The organism is Psychrobacter sp. AT9 (assembly GCF_047272965.1).
In the GTDB taxonomy this organism is placed as follows: Bacteria; Pseudomonadota; Gammaproteobacteria; order Pseudomonadales; family Moraxellaceae; genus Psychrobacter; species Psychrobacter glaciei.
Genome location: NZ_JBKOTW010000001.1, coordinates 1,716,472 through 1,735,183 on the forward strand (window position 1 = coordinate 1,716,472; position 18,712 = coordinate 1,735,183).

An 18,712-nucleotide genomic window follows, 5' to 3' on the forward strand; every position below is an offset into this window, starting at 1 on the left:
TCTAGGGAGAGATAAGATGAATAGTGCTATTGTACTGGTATTCGCTGTGGCTGCTATGCTCTGCGGCTACGTGTTTTACTCAAAATTTATCGCCACCAAAATTTTAGCATTGGACAACAGTCGTCCAACGCCTGCACATACAATGAAAGATGGGGTAGATTATGTGCCTACCAATAAGTATGTATTGTGGGGACATCATTTTACGTCAGTAGCAGGGGCTGCACCGATTATCGGACCTGCTATTGCTGTGATTTGGGGCTGGGTGCCTGCCATCATTTGGGTGGTATTGGGCACTATTTTTATGGCTGGTGTGCATGATATGTCGGCCATTTGGGCGAGTATGCGCAATAGAGGCCAGTCGATTGGCTCTATCGCTGGTAATGTTATGGGCACACGTGTCCGTAGTTTGATGATGGTCGTTATTTTCTTATTATTACTAATGGTGAATGCTGTATTTGGTGTTGCTATTGCTAATATGATGATCAAAACCCCATCTGCTGTGTTACCAGTCTGGGGTGCCTTAGTGGTTGCCTTTATCATTGGACAGTGTATTTATCGCTACAAGATGAATTTGGTCTGGGTATCAATTATCGGAGTAAGTGCTCTATACGGGCTGATCTATCTTGGCCCTATGTTCCCTATTGTGTTACCTGAAACCGTCATGGGTTTACCTGATAACGCTGTCTGGATTCTTATTTTGTTTGGTTATGCGGCGGTCGCCTCATTATTACCTGTCTGGATGCTGTTGCAACCACGCGATTATATCAATGGCCTGCAGCTATTTGTCGGTTTGATTCTGCTGTACGCGGCTATTTTTATTGCTACGCCAAATATTGTCGCGCCCGCTATTAACACCGCGTTGCCAATTGGCACGCCGTCACTCATGCCATTGTTATTTGTGACAATTGCTTGTGGTGCGATATCAGGGTTCCATGGTTTGGTCGCGACAGGTACGACATCCAAGCAGATTGATAAAGAAGAAGACGTTCGTTTCGTTGGTTACTTCGGTGCGTTGGGTGAAGGCATGCTCGCACTCGGTGCAATTTTGGCGGCAACAGCAGGTTTTGCTACTCTTGGTGATTGGCAAGCGGTTTATCAAAAATTTGGTGACGGTTCTATCGGTGCTTTCATCGATGGCGGCGCGACCATCTTGAATGCTGGTGTTGGTATCGATATGGTGCTATCACAAACGATGTTGACAGTAATGGCTGCGCTATTCGCAGGTACTACAATGGATACTGGCGTACGTTTGCAACGTTATATCTTCCAAGAAGTTGGTGAGATTTACAAGTTGCCTGTACTGAATAAAAGTGTCGTCGCAACACTATTGGCTGTCGGAAGCTGCTTGCTATTGGCATTTGGTGCCGGTGGTATCGATGGTGCTGGTGGTATGATTATCTGGCCACTATTTGGTACGACTAACCAGTTAATGGCGGCACTAACACTTATGATTGTCACTGTTATCTTGTTACGTAAAGGCAAACCAGTCTGGTATACCTTAGCACCATTATCATTTTTACTAGTTATGACCGTATTTGCACTGCTGATTCAGCTCAAAACCTTCTTTACTGATGGTAATTGGCTACTTATAATTATGGATATCATTATATTGGTGGCCACGATTTTAGTGACATTTGAGAGTCTATCGGTATTGCGTAAAGAATGGTCGCTACACAGAGGTAAAAGCGGCGACGCTTAAACGCTAAATCATACTGAATGTCTATCTAACAAAAAACGCTAGCAGCAATTGCTGGCGTTTTTTGTATCGGATAGGCATGATGGATTATAAGTATTAAATAAAATAAGAGGTCATTATGGACGACGAAAACACACCAAATGAGCTAGAAAACACCCAACCATGGTGGCAACGGTTTGTGGCTGGATTGAATGAGTTTTACCATGCGCCTTATCGACAGACGATGGCGCGCGCTGCTCGTGATGAAGAAGATTTTTTTATGTTGCTTATGTTTGCTGAGAGCTTGGGAATTGATAACCCAGCCAGCTTTTATACACTAGAGCTACAGCCATTGTTTTTAGAAAATTTCCACGAATGGCACACGCGTATGGGGATGGATAGATGTCCATTTGACCATGTTGGTTGCTGCTAACAATCTGTTGATTATAAAAAATAAGTATTGATTGAATAACGAGATAAAAATATGGCATTACACCCTTTACATGGATTGGTAGAGCAGCTGGCGACGCAGCCGATTATATTTATCGGTGGGAAGGGCGGCGTGGGGAAAACCACCACTGCTGCTGCACTAGCCAGCTATTATGCAAGCCAGCAGCAAAAAACACTGATTGTTTCGACCGATCCAGCACATAGCTTGGGCGATGTGCTCAATATGCGTTTAAAGAATGAAAAAACTACGATATCGCCTTATCTAGATGCTATTGAGTTAAACCCTGACGTGATCATCGATGCGCACTTTGCTCAAGTTGAACGTACGATTAAATCCTATGCCAATCCAGATATGATGCCAAAAATTCGTGAGCATCTACGACTATCTAAGTCGGCACCCGGCGCCCAAGAAGCAGCGATGCTTGAATCCATGTGCCACCATTTAGTCGAGGCGGCACATGCTGGTTATGATCATATAATATTTGATACCGCGCCGACAGGTCATACCTTACGATTGCTGGTACTACCAGAGATGATGGGTGCATGGACGGATGGTCTACTGGCTCAGCAACGAAGGCAGGCGAAACTGCGCTCGGTAGCAACACATTTGGACAGTCACAATCAAAAGGGCGATCAAACAGACAGCCTCAAAAACGATGTTGCCAATCCGTTTGCCGCAAAGAAATCTGATCGCTGGGAGCAAGCAGTATCGGTGCTGGAGAAACGTAAAAAGTTGTTTAGTCAGGCGGGAGCACTGCTACATGACCGTAAGCAGACTGCTATTGTATTGGTTATGACCGCCGATGTCTTACCATTGGCTGAGACCAGACGTGCTATCGAACAGTTAGAAGACAGCAAACTCACGCCAGCAGCGATAGTCATCAATCAGCTCATCGCACCCGCACAGTCTGATGAGTTTTGGCGCCATCGTGCTGAGCGCCAGCAGCAGCTGATGCAAGATATAGAGAGAATTTTTACCAAGTATCCGCTATATCCAATTTATCTGCAGCAAACTGACGTACGCGGCACTGAAGCATTGAGTGCGTTGTTAAATGCATAGAGTACATAGATAGTTCGCTAGCAATTTATGACTCACGCTTATGTGATTGTAGCTTTCCTGAAAGTGACCATGCCATGTCCAACCGTAAACTTTGGGCAAGCTCTGCTTTACCACTACTGAGCGATGACCATTGCGGTTTGCCCCGTGCTTTTTTTAGCTCGCTTGGTAGCTTATTCGTTGGCCATGGTGTCACGTTATTGTCTTCTCCAGACAGATCGTTACTATCTTTATCACCTTTGTATAATAGCTGCGTGGCATCAGTCGCAGCGTGACCACGATGGCGTAGGGCAGTGAGTAAATCTATCGCACGAGTGGCGAGCAAGGTTAGGGTAGCAGGGTCAATGTATAAGCGTTTTACCCCAGTAATCCGGTCGGCGATGCTACTGGTATTTGATAATAGCCCACCTGCGATACCACCTATTGCCGCACCCAATCCCAACGTCGTGCCAAGTGCTGCCGCATCAATGCCCAATCCGAGCAGTGCACCAGCTGCCGCGCCCGATGTCGTACGAATTCCATAGCTTTTGAGCAATTCAGGGTCAAAAGGATCTTGCTGATACGCTTGTAACTCAAGCGGAGTCGCTGCTACCGCATTATCATAAAATTTATATAAATTAAGCAGATTGTGCTGCATCGCGCGCTCACTTTGCCTAACGGCTTCTTGCATTTGCTGCAATACTGGCATCGGGTCGTCATCATCGCTAATCTCACGCACGAAAGCGGCAACGTTCAATAAAAAATCCGCAATGATGATATTAGCCTCATCGTATAGCTGTGCCCAGTCTTCTGTGCGTCTCTGCATGAGCTGTTCAAGCATCTCTGAATGGGTAAGCATGGTCGCAAGATTTTGCCACAAATGCATTTCATCTTCGAATTCAAAAGCGACTGAATCGAAGCGGGTAGAAATATGCAGATTGCGTCTTGCCAGCATGGTCTGCCACTCATCAATATTGGCATTTTGGCTGTCAGTGAAATTGAACACCGGCATAACAGGTATCGCTGCCCACGATAAAATGGCCAATTCGTCCTTGTATTTACCCAATACTGGTTCACGCGCATCGACGACATAAACCGCCATATCACTTGCCAGCAATTGGCGGATAACTTTGGCTTCTTGGCTATAGTCCTCATTGCTACTTAACGCATCAACACCTTGAGCGATATCTGCTGCCAAAAATTGCTGTAGACGTTCAATACCATCGCGACGACTAGCGGTATTGTCCTCCAACCAATCCATCAATCCCGATGCGTCCTCTAAACCTGGGGTGTCATATAACGCCACCAGTACTTCACCAGTCTGACTATCGGTCAGTTGGGCGCGTTCGACATGGCGTGTCGTCGCGGCTTCGTTTTTGACTTCACCAAAATACACGTCACGTAATAAGGTACGCAAAATAGAGGTCTTACCCGTATTGGTATGACCGACCACCGCCAATTTTAATGCCTCACCGCTGGCTATCGTAGTTTTCTTACTCTCGCGAGTTGTTGAATCTTCTGCTTCATTAATAGCATTAGAATTGGTATCGATGGAAGTGGTGACGTCGGCTGTATGGCTAGCACTGGTTTTATTAATATTAATAGGCTGGGTAGGTGCTGTCGTTGAATTTTCTACGTTGATAGGCTCATTCTTTGTTTTATTATTATCCATCATCTGATCCCGTATTATATTTATTAGAGTCTGGTGAAAATTTGAAAAAGTTATTATCATTTTTTATTAAGCAGTATAAGTACTTACCAAGCCAATATTTCGTGCTGATAGAGCCGTTTGCCATTGTTGATATCGCACATCTTGTTGCTGCAAAAATTTTTGTTGCAAGGCGTCAGTAGTGTCAGGCGCATCATTAAGTAGCTGCACAATCAGCCCGTCTTTAGCATGCGCCGCAATTTGATCGAGCTTGCGTAGCGTGCCACGATCAGGCAGTGCTTTACTATGAATACCGAGCAATACTTGTACTGGATGGATCTTTAGATACACGGTTAATCGATCCATATCATCACGGTCATCAACGATGCCGAAATTCTCTATCTCACTATTATCATCAGTATTGGCATCCAGACCTTTTTGCCACCAGTTATCTTGCTCTGAAGGATATTCCAGTAGCGCAACCAGCTTCTTGCCAGCGCTGACAGTTGCCTTTGGAGCGATAGGCGCCGCTACCTCAGTAAAATCGTCGGCATCAACCACATGACGCTGCCAAAAATTTAGGATTTTTTGATAATAAGGCAGCTTGATATCCAAACGCATTTTTTTACGACGGAACATGAAGGCACAAAACGCCCACGCTATCACCCGTGGCACGATACCATACATCAGCAAACTACCAATTAACAAGCTTGCCCATTGCCGCGCGACAGACAATGGCATGGCATCTGTCACCAGTCGGCTCTGCACGATAGCAGCATTGTCAGGTACACCAAATCCGACCATACTGGGTAGCCAGCCGAGCACTTGGGTGAGGGTAATCAGTGCCTGATCGGATAGCAGCGTCGACTCCCAACTAAAGCTATACTGGCGCACAATCAATAAGAATATAATCGCAAAGAGCATACCGGTTAAGGTGGCAAGCCATAACTGATGACTAAAACGACCCAAATACCAGCGCATACCGCTATGCTGTAATTGACGCTCGTACAAGTCAACCGCCGCTTGGGTGACATCGTCCTTACCACGGATAAGATAACTGGGGCTGACAAAACTGGCAAACCAGCTGGGCGACTGACGACCTTGGTTAAGCAAGGTCATGACCAGCCAACCAGCCAGCATAAGGGTATGAAACCCAAGCAAACAGACCAAGACATAAAAGAAATTGACGACATTGGCTTGTAGTAAGGTAAATAATCCTAAAAAACCCGAGATGCACCAGACCACACTCATGACTACCATGATGCCTTTGATGCGCCCATCAATCTTGCCGAGTACACGTGCCAGCGCGCCGTTACTATCGATACGTGAGGCACGGCGATGCAGTTTTTGGACGGGTTTTCCATCCTCATTTTGCAGTTTTTCCGTGATGAGTAGCGGGTCAGTGGCAAAGACATGCTGCTGCGTCTCAAGCGTGCGTACCAGCTCAGTCAATTGATCTTGTGATGAGAGCATAAGGTGATAATATCCGTATAAAGGCGTTCATTTAGAAGACAATTTTTGATTATTGTAGCGTATATATAATGACGATTACTGCTGTTATTTTGCAGCGTCATAAACCAATGCTAACTAAATGAGCCATTATTAAGCATTTTTGTCATGGTAAAGGTGATAAAAATCAGCCAGAATGAATGAGAGACAGGATAGTCATAATCATAAAGATAAGCCATACACTAGGCATGTCCTCATTTTAGAAATACAAAAAAAGGAATCGTTATGAGTACCAAAACCTATCTAATCATCGGCGGCACAGGTGGCATTGGCAGAGCCATGGTAGAGCAATTGGTAGAGAGCACGGACAACAATAATGATGGAGACAAGGACAACCTGCGCGTCTTTGCCACTTATCACAAAAGTGTTCCTGATTTTGCAGCGGACAATCTCTATTGGGTGCCCATGGACATCTGTGACGAACAGAGTATCAAACAAGCGGCGGATGTCATTAGCCAGCATACCAACCATATTGATTGGCTCATTAACTGTGCAGGACTCCTACATACCGCGACGCAGCAACCCGAAAAATCACTACGGCAAATTGAGACAGATTTTTTCTTAATAAATATGCAGGTCAATGCCTTGGCCGGTCTACTTATTGCTAAGCACTTTAAACCTTTATTGGCCAAATCTGAGCGTAGCAATGACAATCCTGCCGTTTTTGCCACCATTTCTGCACGAGTCGGTAGTATCAGTGACAATCAGTTGGGCGGTTGGTATAGCTATAGGATGAGCAAGGCGGCGCTCAATATGGGCATGAAAAATCTGAGTATCGAATGGTCACGGTCGCTAAAAGATGTGTGCGTGGTGGTCATGCAGCCGGGGACGGTCAACACGCAACTGTCAGCGCCTTTTCAAGGCAATGTGGCTGATGGGCAGTTATTTTCGCCAGCCTATAGTGCAGAATGCTTATTAGAAGTACTAAGGCGCATGACGGCTGCGCAATCTGGCAGCTTTGTTGATTGGGCAGGGGAATCTATACCTTGGTAGCGCCAAACGATTGAACATTAAAATTGATTCAATTCAATAGAACAAAATAGGGCGTGTCGTTAGTATGATGATAACGACACGCCCTATTTTATTGATAAGACTAGGATAAATATTGACAATATTAATTGTGCAAATACTTAGTTCGCCATAAACAAGTCCATAAACTCATGCACGGGTGTCTGCTCCAAGCGTTTTTGATCGCTGCATAACGAAAAAATAGCCTCGCAGCGACTGTCGATAAAACGTGTCGCCAGACTGGCTCGAAACTTGGCTTCTAATACAGGCAAACCTTCTTCACGGCGACGCTTATGACCGATAGGGTATTCTACAGCGACCTTATCGGTACTCGTGCCATCTTTAAAGAACACTTGAATGGCATTGGCAATCGAACGTTTGCTTGGGTCATGATAGTCTTTTGAATAACGCGGATCTTCCTCTACCACCATTTTGCGGCGCAACTCATCAATCAATATATGATGCTGCTCATGATAATCGTCTTCATAGTTCTCTGCCATTAGGTCTCCTGTGAGCAATGGCACAGCCACCATGTATTGCAAGCAATGATCCCTGTCAGCAGGATTGGCAAGCTCACCTTGTTTGGAGATGATCCGAATCGCTGAATCATGGGTCGTCAAAACGATTTTTTCGATGTCATCAATTCTGTCTTCGATACGTGGGTACAAAATAACCGCCGCCTCGCATGCCGTCTGCGCATGAAACTCAGCGGGAAAGCTTATTTTAAATAAGATGTTTTCCATGACATAGCTGCCAAAATCACGCTGGAAGGTAAAGCGACGCTCGCTTTCGGGTTTGGTGGCTAAGTCCTTATTGGTGTGGCTAAACAACACATCATAGAATCCCCACTGCGGTGCGGTTAGTGCGCCGGGGATACCCATCTCACCGCGTTTGGTGATATCTACCAAGCGTACGGCACGGCTAGTCGCGTCACCTGCGGCCCAAGACTTGCGGCTCCCTGCATTGGGCGCATGACGATAGGTGCGTAGTGCTTGTCCATCGACGAGGGCTTGTGAGATAGCCGCCATGATACGCTCACGGGGTAGGTTATAGAGCTTGGCGACGACCGCAGTTGAGGCCAATTTTACTAAGAATACGTGATCAAGACCAACGCGATTAAAGGAATTGTCTAGCGCCAATACACCTTGGATTTCATGCGCCATAATCATCGATTCGAGCACGTCTCTCATGGTGAGCGGTGCGCGACCTTGGCTGACGTTTTGCTGACTGATATAATCTGCGACTGCCAAAATACCACCGAGATTGTCTGACGGATGTCCCCATTCAGCAGCCAACCACGTATCGTTATAGTCTAGCCAGCGTACGATACAGCCTATGTCAAAGGCGGCTTTGATAGGGTCGAGGCGATAATTCGTGCCGGGCACACGCGCGCCATTTGGGGTGATTTGATCGGGGCAATCGGGGCCCAAGTGCTTGGTACATTCAGGGAAACGTAGCGCCAGTAAACCGCAGCCCAGTGTATCCATTAAACAGTAACGGGCAGTACTCCAAGCGTCATCACTGTTTTCGGAGTCTTTATCGATAGAGTAAGTTAAAACATAGTCGGCGATTTTTTGAATTTCATCGTCATATTCTGGACGGACGTTGCTTTCTACTGTCGCACTACTTATATCCGGATTGGTTGTATCTGAATTGGCATTTGACATGGTCGTCTCCTTTTCCTTGAGTGTGCTACTTCTTTAACCAATTATCTTGGTTATCCTTTTAAAGCAGTCATCATTTAAAAGTAGCATACTCAATATGGAACAACCAAATTGAATTATGTTAAGAATTAAGACGTTAGCAGCCGTTTAAATCATTAAATACAGCAGACCTAAAATAAACAAAGCAGCCATAATAAACAGCAAAAATCCCAAAATTTTGGTCGTCGTTGTCGCGGTATCCGTGCTCTCTTTTTTGACTTTGTTTTTCTTAGCAACGTATAGCACCATTTTTACATGCTCAATATTGTCCTCAAGATAATGCTCGCCTTCAGGCACAAAACCCAAAGACTCATAAAAGCTGAGTAAGTAAGCCTGTGCAGAGAGTATGATCGGGCGCTTCTTACCATACTTTTTGCGGCAGTGCGCAATGGCTTGATTCATCATCTGCCGTGCTAGGCCGTCCCCTCTATGCTCTGATAATACCAGCACTCTACCGATGGCAGGCATAGACGTATGATTGGTCTTAACCGCGGGATCGGCGGCTGATAGATTTGATTTCAGCTTATTGAATTCAGGTGGAATGATGCGGCAATAGCCAATTAGCGTTTCATTTTTATGCGCAACTAAGTGCAGACAATCAAAGTCCACCTCATCCATATCTTGATACGCACAGTTTTGTTCGACAACGAAGACCTGCGAGCGCGCTTTTAAAATATGATAAAGATCAACTGCGGTCAGCTCGTCAAAGGTTTTTATAGAAAATTCACAAGTCATAGTGGGCTAGCTTCTGGCAATAGGCGGTAAAATAATGGGCATTATAACGATTTAGGCAGGTATTAACCATTCCTAACCGTTTAGGGTCTGGCTGATCTTATCTAAGTTTAGGCTATCAGACATGGCGCTAAAGATTTCAAAGTATTTTCCACGCTGGGCATACAGCGCTTCATGCGTACCGGTTTCAACCACGCAACCATCTTCTATCACGACCAAGTCATCAGCATCGATGATTTGGGCAATATTGTGTGAGACCATAATCACGGTGCGATCTTTTTTGATGAGATCTAGGCTTTTTTTTACCTGTTGGCTGGCGATGGCATCGAGGCTGGCGGTTGGCTCATCCAAAAACACAATAGGCGGGTCTTTTAAAAACATCCTTGCCAAGGCAATACGCTGCTGTTGACCGCCTGATAGGGATTTTGCGGTGCTCTCATAACCTTTAGATAAATTAATGATTTGCTCATGGATGGAGGCTTTTTTTGCTGCAATGATAATATCTTCATCAGTCGCATTCATATCACCATAACGGATATTTTCGCTAATCGTACCGGAAAAAATATGATTGCTTTGTAGTACCAAACCGATATTTTGGCGCAATTCATGCGTATCGCAGTCGGCTAAATTATGCCCGTCTAAGCATATCATGCCAGCATCCGGCGCGTAAAATTTTACCAATAAGCTAATAATCGTACTCTTGCCAGCACCACTTAAGCCCACCAGTGCAGTGATACGATTTGGCTTAATAGTAAAGCTGACATTTTTTAGCGCTTGTGTACCATTAGGATAAGTAAAATCGACGTTTTTTAGCTCAATGTGACCTTTTAAATCTTGACTACTTCTGCCAGTGATATTTTCAACTTGCTCGTCATCTTCTAATATCTCAAAGAACCCTTCGGCATAGGTCAGGGCGTTATTAATCTGATCATAGATGCGATGCAATTGACGGATAGGGGCCGCGACGTTTTGGAACAGCATGACATGAAACAAAATCATGCCAATCGTCATCTCGCCTTTTAACACAAAATAAGCCGTGAGAAGAATGATAACCACCACACCAATCTGCTCGATAAAGGTCTTTATCGCATCATAAATAAAACCGATACTGCGAATACGCAGCTGATTATCTGTCATCTCTTTTTGAATGGTTAAATGCTTCTCCGCCTCAATAGATTCGCGGACAAAGGATTTTACTACGCTGATAGAGTTAATCAGCGAGATAACTAAACCACTCTTAGCTTCTCTATAGCCACGCATCTGCCGACGGAAGCCTTGCAGACGCCGCGCTTGTTTTTGACTGATAAAAAAGTAAATGGGAATGATAATAAGACCGACCAAGCCTATCCAAAAGTTGGTCGAAAACATGATAATAAGTGAGACGATCGCACTGGCAAACAGCGGCAGCATATCGATAAAGAAGTTTTGCACTAAACTGGTTAAGCTACTGACCCCATAATCAATACGCGTTTGCAATTTGCCGCTGTCGTTTTCGCTACTGGTATAAAACGCCATGCGATAAGTAAGGATGCGCTCAATGATTTTTTGGGACAAGTCGCGAGACAAGTTAATACGAATCTTTTCGCCAAAGAAGCGCTGACCAAAAGAGATAAATATCGACAGTATTTCTTTGGTCAAGAGCACTGCACTAATAATCCCTAGCATCCGAAGACCAGCCTGCCATGGATCAGCAAGCGTGGCAATTTCGGTCAAGGTATCAACGGTATAACGCAATACAAAGGCGTTGACCTGAGCGGTAAACGAGCCAAGCACTGTCAGTATTAAAGTGGCGATAATTAAGGTTTTGTAAGGCGCGGCAAATACTGCCAGTTTTTTTAAAATATCCCACAGCAACGCCCGCCGTTCAGTTTTCTTGATCGGAGGTTTCTTGTCTAGTGGCTTATCTAGTGACGCGCGGCTCGGTTGGGGAGAATTTGGCATAAACGCTTAACTCATAGGTATTAATATTTCACTAAATCGTATTTATATTAAATTTTTGAAATAAAGTTTAGTATTATATAGAGAGATTTTTTATTTCATTTTGGTGGATACCGTTTGAAAATCCTTCCTTACGTCTTAATCAGCCTTTTAGGTGGTGCTATTGTTCCGCTGCAACTGGCCATCGTCAATGCTTTTCGAGAAAGTACACAAGCCTCTCAAATACAATCTACCTTTTATTTATACTTAGGAGGTGCATTAGCTTCTTTAGTGCTGTCGTATATAATGAGTGGAGGTATCAAGCCGCCAATGATCGAAAACGCGACGTGGTGGATGTGGTTGCCGGGATTTTTGGGCAGTTTTTATATCTTATTCATGTTTATTGCCGCGCCAAAGATAGGCGCAGGTAATACACTGCTTTGGGTGTTTCTTGGGCAAATGTATTTTGCCCTGATACTAAGCCAAACTGGATTGTTTGGCTTAGAGGTTAAAGCGATAGATATCTATAAAATCGCTGGCTTAGCCTTAGTTACTATAGGTGGGATGTTAATGATATATGGTGAGACGAGAGTTAACGCTTAAAAAGCATCCGCTGGCACAAAGACCTCACCAACCATAATACGCCGCGCCGAACGACTCATCGATACCTTTTTGGCTTGCCAGCGTCCATCAACCAGTTCAGTTTTGCCACCGACAAGCAATGTACCTGATGGATGACCAAAACGCACTTCATTAAGCTTCTTTTCAGATTGACCTTCACCAGCTGCCGCTTGATTGACGAGCGTACCTTGTGTGGTTGCGGCGGCGGCGATAGCAACTGCTGCTGTCCCCATCATGGCATGATGCAATTGCCCCATACTCATGGCACGTACGACTAAGTCAATCTCACCTGCATCGACCGATTTACCACTAGAGGCCGTATAGCTCTGTGCTGCGCCCACCCAAGCGATTTTAGGAATGTGTTGGCTAGTCTGCGCCTCGCTCACATCTTTAAACAATCCCATTGCCACGCCGCCTGTGGCACGGATTTTCTCCAGCTTGGCAAGTAGCTCACCGTCACTGTTGATATCACCTTGCAATTCAGTACCCGTGAAGCCCAAATCTTCCGCTTTCATAAAAATGGTTGGGATACCTGCGCTAATAAAGGTGGCTTTGACACTATCAGCATCTAGACCGCAGCCAGTTACATCGAAGTCATCGACCAAGTTGCCAGTAGGGAACATATCGCTGGTGGCATCCACAGGGTCGATAAACTCAATTTTGACTTCAGCAGCAGGGAAGGTCACGCCATCTAATTCAAAGTCGCCTGTTTCTTGAACTTGTACTTTGTTTTGTGCATCTAAATAGACAGGTACATGCGCAATGATGGTTTTACCGATATTCTCTTGCCAAATGCGTACTTCACAAATACCACTTTCAGCACCTTCATCGATGCTGCTAGCAATTTTGTCAGCATCAACTAGACCCATATTAATGGCACAAGCACCAACCGCTGCAGTTAGATTACCGCAGTTTCCCGCCCAATCAATCATTGGCTTGGCGATATTGACTTGTCCAAACAGATAGTTCACGTCGTGATCTGATTTGTCAGAGGCCGATAAAATGACCGTTTTTGACGTACTAGAGCTACCATTACCCAAGCCATCGATTTGCTTGCCGTAAGGATCTGGACTACCGATGACACGTAGCAAAAACTTATCACGTGACTCGCCAGCGACTTGGCAATGCTCAGGTAAGTCAGACAATTTAAAGAATGTCCCTTTTGAAGTGCCACCGCGCATGTAGGTAGCGGATACGGAAATTTGTGGGGCAAATTTTGGTTTTGATTTAGAATTGGTTTGGGTCACTGTATTAAGTCCTTTTTATATGGTTATAAGATTGGGTATAGTTTAATCGACAAACAAACTCAAACGACTAAGAACGCTCATTAATAATGATAGCGACAAGAGATAATCGTGAGGTAATTATCATCGACGGCATATACCAAACGATTGGCGTCATCAATGCGTCGGGACCAAAACCCTGATAGATTCTCTTTTAGGGGCTCAGGTTTACCAATGCCTTCAAACGGATTACGCTTGCATTCGGTTATGAGCTTATTGACACGTTTGAGCGTTTTTTTGTCTTGTGTCTGCCAGTGCAAATAGTCCTTCCACGCAGCATCTGTCCATGCTAGTTGCTCACTCATTATCAGACCTTTTATGGTTAGTAAAGCCTTTGAGCTCAAGCATTCTCAATGTTGATATCCGTATGCTCATTGTCATCGCTGCTACCATCACTTTTATCACTGCCTTCTGCCGCATCAATTAGCTCACGCGTAACAGTCTTGCCAGATTGATACTGAGCGATAGACTCTGCTAAGTGCACCGCATTGGCAGGAGATTTTAATAGATAGACGGTTTCCATCAGGCTATTGTAATAATCAAGCGACATCACAACTGCATCATCAGCGTCACGGCGGGTCACGATAGTGGCGTTGGCATCATCATTTACCGTATCTAGGACAGACTTTAAGTGCTTTCTGGCTTCTGAAAAACTGACAACTCTCATGGCTTATTCCTCTCACGACATACTTCATAACTTGTACAATATATAGTACATATTACGCTATTAAGTACAACCATTCAATATCATTATGACTTACGACTCTTTTGCCGCTGTACTATCTTTGATTAGAGTGAACTTGTCTTCGTGAGGCTGAATGCCCATCCGAAACGACTGATTGCCAGTCAAAAAAGCTGTCATCCAATTCCAAGTTGTTGCCAAACGATTCTTGGCAGTGCTGAGCGACAAGATATGAATAACCACCCATGCAAGCCACGCTATGATTCCTCTTAAGTGCATGCCTTTTATATCGGCGACTGCTGTTAAGCGTCCAATCATCGCCATATCACCACTATGTTTATATTGAAATGGTTCAACTGTTTTGTCACTTAAGTATTTTCCAAGGTACGTACCCTGACTACTCGCAACCTGTCCCAATTGAGGATGACCATTCGGATAGTTGTCATCATGAGTCGCCAGTGCAATATCACCAAGCGCATAAATATCTTTGTGGTGTTGTAAGGCCAGATGACTATTGACAACTAAGCGGTTTCCTCGACCATAATCGTCTGGATTGAGACCGTTTATAGGCTCGCAAGTGACACCCGCCGTCCAAATCAGATTGTGTGTGTGAAGGGTTTTACCACTTTTTAGTGTGACTATATGACCATCGTAACGTGCTACAGGATCACTAAAAACAAGGTCAACTTTGAATTTTTCCATCTGTAATTGAGTATAACGTTGTGCCTCAGCACTCATCGGTGCGAGCAAAACGGGGTCAGCCGTGACCAGCGTGATACCACCGACATTTTCTAGTAGCTCAGGATATTCTTTATGTAGCGTATATAAGCGAATCTCGGACATTACACCTGCCAGCTCAACACCACTAGGACCACCACCTGCAATCACAATAGAGAGATAAGGCTCACGCTCTGCTACTGGCAAAGAGGCAGCGTAATTAAATTGCGCCAGCATATGATTGCGAATACTCAAGGCATCCTTGATCGTCTTCATAGGCAGTGCATGGGCTTCAATATCTTTATTACCAAAATAATTGGTCTCAGCACCAGTGGCGATAATCAAGCGATCGTAAGACACATTGCCTGTATCAAGGGTCACGACTTTATCTTTGGTATTGATACGAAGGAGATTGCCTTGACGGTAGCGCACATTGTCATAATTTTCGATGAATCGTCGTAGCGGATAACTAATATCTGATGACGCTAAAAATCCAGCAGAGACTTGATATATCAGCGGTGGGAAAAAGTGATAGTCATTACGGTCAACTAAGGTGATACGATCAGCGCTATATTTGGCCAATTGCTCAAGACAGCGAATACCGGCAAAGCCTGCACCAATCAGGATAATATGGCGACGGTTATCTGTTTTTGCAGTTAATTTTAGAGGTAGCTTTGGAGGTAATGATGCTTGATGACTGCTCAATGGCGGGTTGCTTTTATTCAGCTTGATTTCATTGTCTACGATAGGAGTGCTCATTATATTTCCTTTTTGTCTTTACAGTAATTTGTGAAATAACAAAAACTGATAAGAGGTCAATAAAATAATGCAATTATCAGGATAATACTTTGTGAACCAAACCAGTATATTATAAATCAATGGGGTTTGAAACCTATAGCAAGAGAACAAAGGCTGAATTTTGTTCATTAATTTAGCGAAAATTAAAAAAAGAGCCACTCTTAAAGTAGCTCTTTTTGTTTTTACGTTTTAAAAAACTTGAATCAAAGGCAAGGATTTACACAATATCTAGCGTACCCTCGATAAACTCTTTAGCAAAACGTTGTAGCATACCGCCAGCGTTGTACATTTTGACTTCATCAGCCGTATCTAAACGGCAGATAATAGGTGTCTCAGTGGTGCTGCCATCAGTACGATGAATAACTAGTGTCATCAGCCCGCCAGCAGAGACTTCGCCCGTGACATCAAAAGTTTCTGAACCATCAATGTTTAACGTATGACGAGTCGTACCTTCTTCGAACTGTAGAGGTAGCGCGCCCATGCCAACTAAGTTTTGACGATGAATACGTTCAAAGTCCTCAGCGACAACGGCTTCCACACCAGCGAGACGCACACCTTTGGCAGCCCAGTCACGGCTTGAGCCTTGACCATAGCCATCACCTGCGATGATGATGAGCGGCTGCTCACGGTTCATATAGGTCTCAATCGCTTCCCACATGCGCATGACTTGACCTTCTGGCTCTACGCGCGCCAGTGAGCCTTGGATGACTTCACCGTCTTCATCACGTACCATTTCATTAAGCAATTTAGGATTGGCAAAAGTTGCTCGCTGTGCCGTTAAGTGATCGCCGCGATGGGTGGCATATGAGTTGTAGTCCTCGGCAGGCAAGCCCATGGTATCAAGATATTCACCAGCAGCTGAATCACCCAAAATAGCATTCGATGGTGACATATGGTCAGTGGTGATATTGTCGCCCAATACTGCCAACGGACGCATACCTTTTAATTTGTTCATTGCTGCCATTTTGCCTTCCCAATACGGTGGACGGCGGATATAAGTGGTCTGATCACGCCAGTTGTATAATGGGCTTAAAGCCTTGCCAGTGTCTTTTTTGGCCTCATCAAACATCGGGATATAGACGGCATTGAACTGTTCAGGCTTCACGGCTTCTGCCACGATAGCATCCACTTCGTCATCGTCGAACCAGATGTCTTTTAGGTAAACCTCATTGCCGTTTTGGTCTTGGCCTAATGAGTCTTTTTCAATATCAAAGCGAATATTGCCCGCGATAGCATAAGCGATAACCAGTGGTGGTGACGCTAAGAAGGCTTGCTTGGCATAAGGATGGATACGACCATCAAAGTTACGATTGCCTGATAAAACTGCCGTGGTGAATAAGTCATTATCAATGATTTCTTTTTCGATATCAGGGTCAAGCGCGCCACTCATACCATTACAGGTGGTACAAGCAAAGCCAACCACATCAAAGCCTATTTGCTGCATCTCAGACATGAGACCAGCTTCTTCTAAGTACATCTTGACGGTTTTAGAGCCGGGCGCTAACGATGATTTTACCCAAGGTTTACGTAATAAGCCTTTTGCATTGGCATTACGGGCGACGAGGCCTGCGGCAACCATATTGCGAGGGTTAGAGGTGTTGGTACAGCTGGTAATGGCAGCAATGATAACCGCGCCATCTGGCATCAGACCGTCTTTTGGTTCAGGTAGTTTTTCGTCAGCGCCATGAGCAATGCCTTTGGCAACCAAATCCGTGGTCGATACCCGTGCATGTGGACGCGAAGGGCCAGCCAGATTACGTACGACGGCTGACAAGTCAAACTCAAGCACGCGCGCGTATTCGGCGTTTTCCATACCATCAGCCCATAGGCCGGTTTGTTTAGCATACTGCTCAACCAATTTGATCTGAGGCTCAGAACGACCCGTTAGACGCAAATAATCGATGGTTTGCTCATCGATATAGAACATCGCTGCCGTTGCGCCATATTCAGGGGTCATGTTAGAGATAGACGCACGATCACCAACGGTTAGCTGGCGTGCGCCATCACCGAAAAATTCAATATAGGTAGAGACCACGCCTTCGTTGCGTAAAAATTCAGCCATTGCCAAGACCAAATCGGTACCAGTAACGCCTTTTTGCAATTTACCGGTTAATTTTACGCCAACAAAATCAGGCAAGCGCATATATGATGGATTCCCCAGCATGACGCTCTCGGCTTCTAGACCGCCAACACCGATTGAGATAACACCTAAGGCATCAACCATAGGCGTATGGCTATCCGTACCAACAAGCGTGTCAGCAAAGGCCACTTCACGACCGTCTTTGCCTTTTACGACTTGTACCACTGGCGACATTTTCTCTAAGTTAATTTGATGCATGATGCCGTTACCAGGCGGTACGACGTTGACGTTATCAAAGGCATACTCGCACCAGTTGATAAAGTGAAAACGGTCATCGTTACGGCGCTCTTCAATGGCACGGTTTTTTTCAAACGCGTTTTCTTCAAAGCCGGCATGCTCAACAGCCAATGAATGGTCAACGATGAGCTGGGTCGGTACGATAGGATTAACTTTCGATGGATCGCCACCTTGTTCAGCGATGGCATCACGCAAGCCTGCCAAATCAACAAAAGCGGTCTGACCCAAGATATCATGACAAACGACGCGAGCCGGATACCAAGGAAAATCAAGGTCTTGCTTACCCTGAATATGCTGGGTCAATGCGGCGGTTAAGTCTTCAGGTGGGCAACGACGAACCAAGTTTTCACACAGTACTTTGGATGAGTACGGTAGTTTGTCATATGCGCCCACTTCGATATTCTCAACGGCTTCACGGGTATCAAAGTAATATAAATCCGTATCGGGTAATGGCTTTTTGAATTTTTCATTCATGGGTTGTACTAGGGCGTTGTCCATAAGTCACCTTTGGCGGTTGGCTGGTTAATTTAGGTTGAAATTTTTTTAGCAAAATCAT

Annotated in this window: 14 protein-coding genes and 1 pseudogene; 5 read left to right on the forward strand and 10 right to left on the reverse strand. The window is 44.9% G+C overall.

The genetic code is table 11. The features are described 5' to 3' along the window. Positions 1–16: 16 nt before the first annotated feature. The 3 genes from ACMFL8_RS07240 (at position 17) to ACMFL8_RS07250 (ending at position 3,185) form a co-directional block, all read left to right on the forward strand. Positions 17–1,699: a carbon starvation protein A gene (locus ACMFL8_RS07240; RefSeq protein WP_210539282.1), complete on the forward strand. Its 1,683-nt coding sequence runs from the start codon at positions 17–19 to the stop codon at positions 1,697–1,699. A gap of 115 nt (positions 1,700–1,814) precedes the next feature. Then, positions 1,815–2,108, forward strand: coding sequence for a cory-CC-star protein (locus ACMFL8_RS07245; protein ID WP_189582123.1), 294 nt, complete (start codon positions 1,815–1,817; stop codon positions 2,106–2,108). 51 nt (positions 2,109–2,159) lie between these two features. Beyond that, positions 2,160–3,185 (forward strand): ArsA family ATPase, encoded by a 1,026-nt coding sequence (locus ACMFL8_RS07250; RefSeq protein ID WP_210539283.1) that lies wholly within the window; start codon positions 2,160–2,162, stop codon positions 3,183–3,185. Positions 3,186–3,210: 25 nt separating this feature from the next. Here the strand turns inward: ACMFL8_RS07250 and ACMFL8_RS07255 are convergent, their stop codons facing one another. Beyond that, positions 3,211–4,833, reverse strand: coding sequence for a DUF3482 domain-containing protein (locus ACMFL8_RS07255; protein WP_413190543.1), 1,623 nt, complete (start codon positions 4,831–4,833; stop codon positions 3,211–3,213). A gap of 66 nt (positions 4,834–4,899) precedes the next feature. Further along, entirely contained in the window at positions 4,900–6,282 is a 1,383-nt protein-coding gene (locus ACMFL8_RS07260; RefSeq protein ID WP_413190544.1) for a DUF2868 domain-containing protein, read from the reverse strand. A gap of 261 nt (positions 6,283–6,543) precedes the next feature. Between ACMFL8_RS07260 and ACMFL8_RS07265 the strand changes: the two genes are divergently transcribed. Further along, a complete protein-coding gene (locus ACMFL8_RS07265; protein WP_413190545.1) occupies positions 6,544–7,311 on the forward strand; it encodes an SDR family oxidoreductase in 768 nt (255 codons plus the stop codon). A 137-nt stretch (positions 7,312–7,448) separates the two neighbouring features. Here ACMFL8_RS07265 and ACMFL8_RS07270 read toward each other — a convergent pair whose 3' ends face one another. The 3 genes from ACMFL8_RS07270 to ACMFL8_RS07280 all read right to left on the reverse strand — a co-directional run bounded on the left by ACMFL8_RS07270 (position 7,449) and on the right by ACMFL8_RS07280 (position 11,702). Beyond that, positions 7,449–8,993, reverse strand: coding sequence for a bifunctional 2-methylcitrate dehydratase/aconitate hydratase (locus tag ACMFL8_RS07270; RefSeq protein WP_413190546.1), 1,545 nt, complete (start codon positions 8,991–8,993; stop codon positions 7,449–7,451). 144 nt (positions 8,994–9,137) lie between these two features. After that, entirely contained in the window at positions 9,138–9,764 is a 627-nt protein-coding gene (locus tag ACMFL8_RS07275; RefSeq protein WP_413190547.1) for a GNAT family N-acetyltransferase, read from the reverse strand. Between the two features lie 72 nt (positions 9,765–9,836). After that, positions 9,837–11,702: an ABC transporter ATP-binding protein gene (locus ACMFL8_RS07280; protein ID WP_413190548.1), complete on the reverse strand. Its 1,866-nt coding sequence runs from the start codon at positions 11,700–11,702 to the stop codon at positions 9,837–9,839. A gap of 114 nt (positions 11,703–11,816) precedes the next feature. Here ACMFL8_RS07280 and ACMFL8_RS07285 point away from each other — a divergent pair, with 114 nt between their 5' ends. Continuing rightward, positions 11,817–12,281, forward strand: a complete 465-nt coding sequence (locus tag ACMFL8_RS07285; RefSeq protein WP_189582101.1) for a DMT family transporter — start codon at positions 11,817–11,819, stop codon at positions 12,279–12,281. On the opposite strand, the gene prpF is transcribed toward ACMFL8_RS07285, so the two are convergent. The 5 genes and pseudogenes from prpF to acnD all read right to left on the reverse strand — a co-directional run bounded on the left by prpF (position 12,278) and on the right by acnD (position 18,630). Then, a complete protein-coding gene (gene prpF, locus ACMFL8_RS07290) occupies positions 12,278–13,546 on the reverse strand; it encodes a 2-methylaconitate cis-trans isomerase PrpF (RefSeq protein WP_413190549.1) in 1,269 nt (422 codons plus the stop codon). The genes ACMFL8_RS07285 and prpF overlap by 4 nt on opposite strands. Before the next feature lie 80 nt (positions 13,547–13,626). Continuing rightward, the gene (locus tag ACMFL8_RS07295) at positions 13,627–13,887 is read right to left on the reverse strand and encodes a Txe/YoeB family addiction module toxin (protein WP_413190550.1); all 261 of its coding nucleotides are present in this window, start codon (positions 13,885–13,887) and stop codon (positions 13,627–13,629) included. 113 nt (positions 13,888–14,000) lie between these two features. Next, positions 14,001–14,249: pseudogene (locus ACMFL8_RS07300) on the reverse strand (type II toxin-antitoxin system Phd/YefM family antitoxin); the annotation flags it as partial. A gap of 90 nt (positions 14,250–14,339) precedes the next feature. Next, on the reverse strand, positions 14,340–15,740 hold the full coding sequence (locus ACMFL8_RS07305) for an NAD(P)/FAD-dependent oxidoreductase (protein WP_413190551.1): 1,401 nt from the start codon (positions 15,738–15,740) through the stop codon (positions 14,340–14,342). Positions 15,741–15,996: 256 nt separating this feature from the next. Then, the gene (gene acnD / locus ACMFL8_RS07310; RefSeq protein ID WP_413191382.1) at positions 15,997–18,630 is read right to left on the reverse strand and encodes a Fe/S-dependent 2-methylisocitrate dehydratase AcnD; all 2,634 of its coding nucleotides are present in this window, start codon (positions 18,628–18,630) and stop codon (positions 15,997–15,999) included. Between the last annotated feature and the right edge of the window lie 82 nt (positions 18,631–18,712).

Coding starts and splice junctions, on each gene's coding strand:
- ACMFL8_RS07280 (WP_413190548.1), bottom strand. CDS start 11,702: ATGCCAAATTCTCCCCAACCGAGCCGCGCGTCACTAGATAAGCCACTA.
- ACMFL8_RS07295 (WP_413190550.1), bottom strand. CDS start 13,887: ATGAGTGAGCAACTAGCATGGACAGATGCTGCGTGGAAGGACTATTTG.
- ACMFL8_RS07255 (WP_413190543.1), bottom strand. CDS start 4,833: ATGGATAATAATAAAACAAAGAATGAGCCTATCAACGTAGAAAATTCA.
- ACMFL8_RS07250 (WP_210539283.1), top strand. CDS start 2,160: ATGGCATTACACCCTTTACATGGATTGGTAGAGCAGCTGGCGACGCAG.
- ACMFL8_RS07240 (WP_210539282.1), top strand. CDS start 17: ATGAATAGTGCTATTGTACTGGTATTCGCTGTGGCTGCTATGCTCTGC.
- ACMFL8_RS07265 (WP_413190545.1), top strand. CDS start 6,544: ATGAGTACCAAAACCTATCTAATCATCGGCGGCACAGGTGGCATTGGC.
- ACMFL8_RS07305 (WP_413190551.1), bottom strand. CDS start 15,740: ATGAGCACTCCTATCGTAGACAATGAAATCAAGCTGAATAAAAGCAAC.
- acnD (WP_413191382.1), bottom strand. CDS start 18,630: ATGAATGAAAAATTCAAAAAGCCATTACCCGATACGGATTTATATTAC.
- ACMFL8_RS07270 (WP_413190546.1), bottom strand. CDS start 8,993: ATGTCAAATGCCAATTCAGATACAACCAATCCGGATATAAGTAGTGCG.
- ACMFL8_RS07260 (WP_413190544.1), bottom strand. CDS start 6,282: ATGCTCTCATCACAAGATCAATTGACTGAGCTGGTACGCACGCTTGAG.
- ACMFL8_RS07245 (WP_189582123.1), top strand. CDS start 1,815: ATGGACGACGAAAACACACCAAATGAGCTAGAAAACACCCAACCATGG.
- ACMFL8_RS07275 (WP_413190547.1), bottom strand. CDS start 9,764: ATGACTTGTGAATTTTCTATAAAAACCTTTGACGAGCTGACCGCAGTT.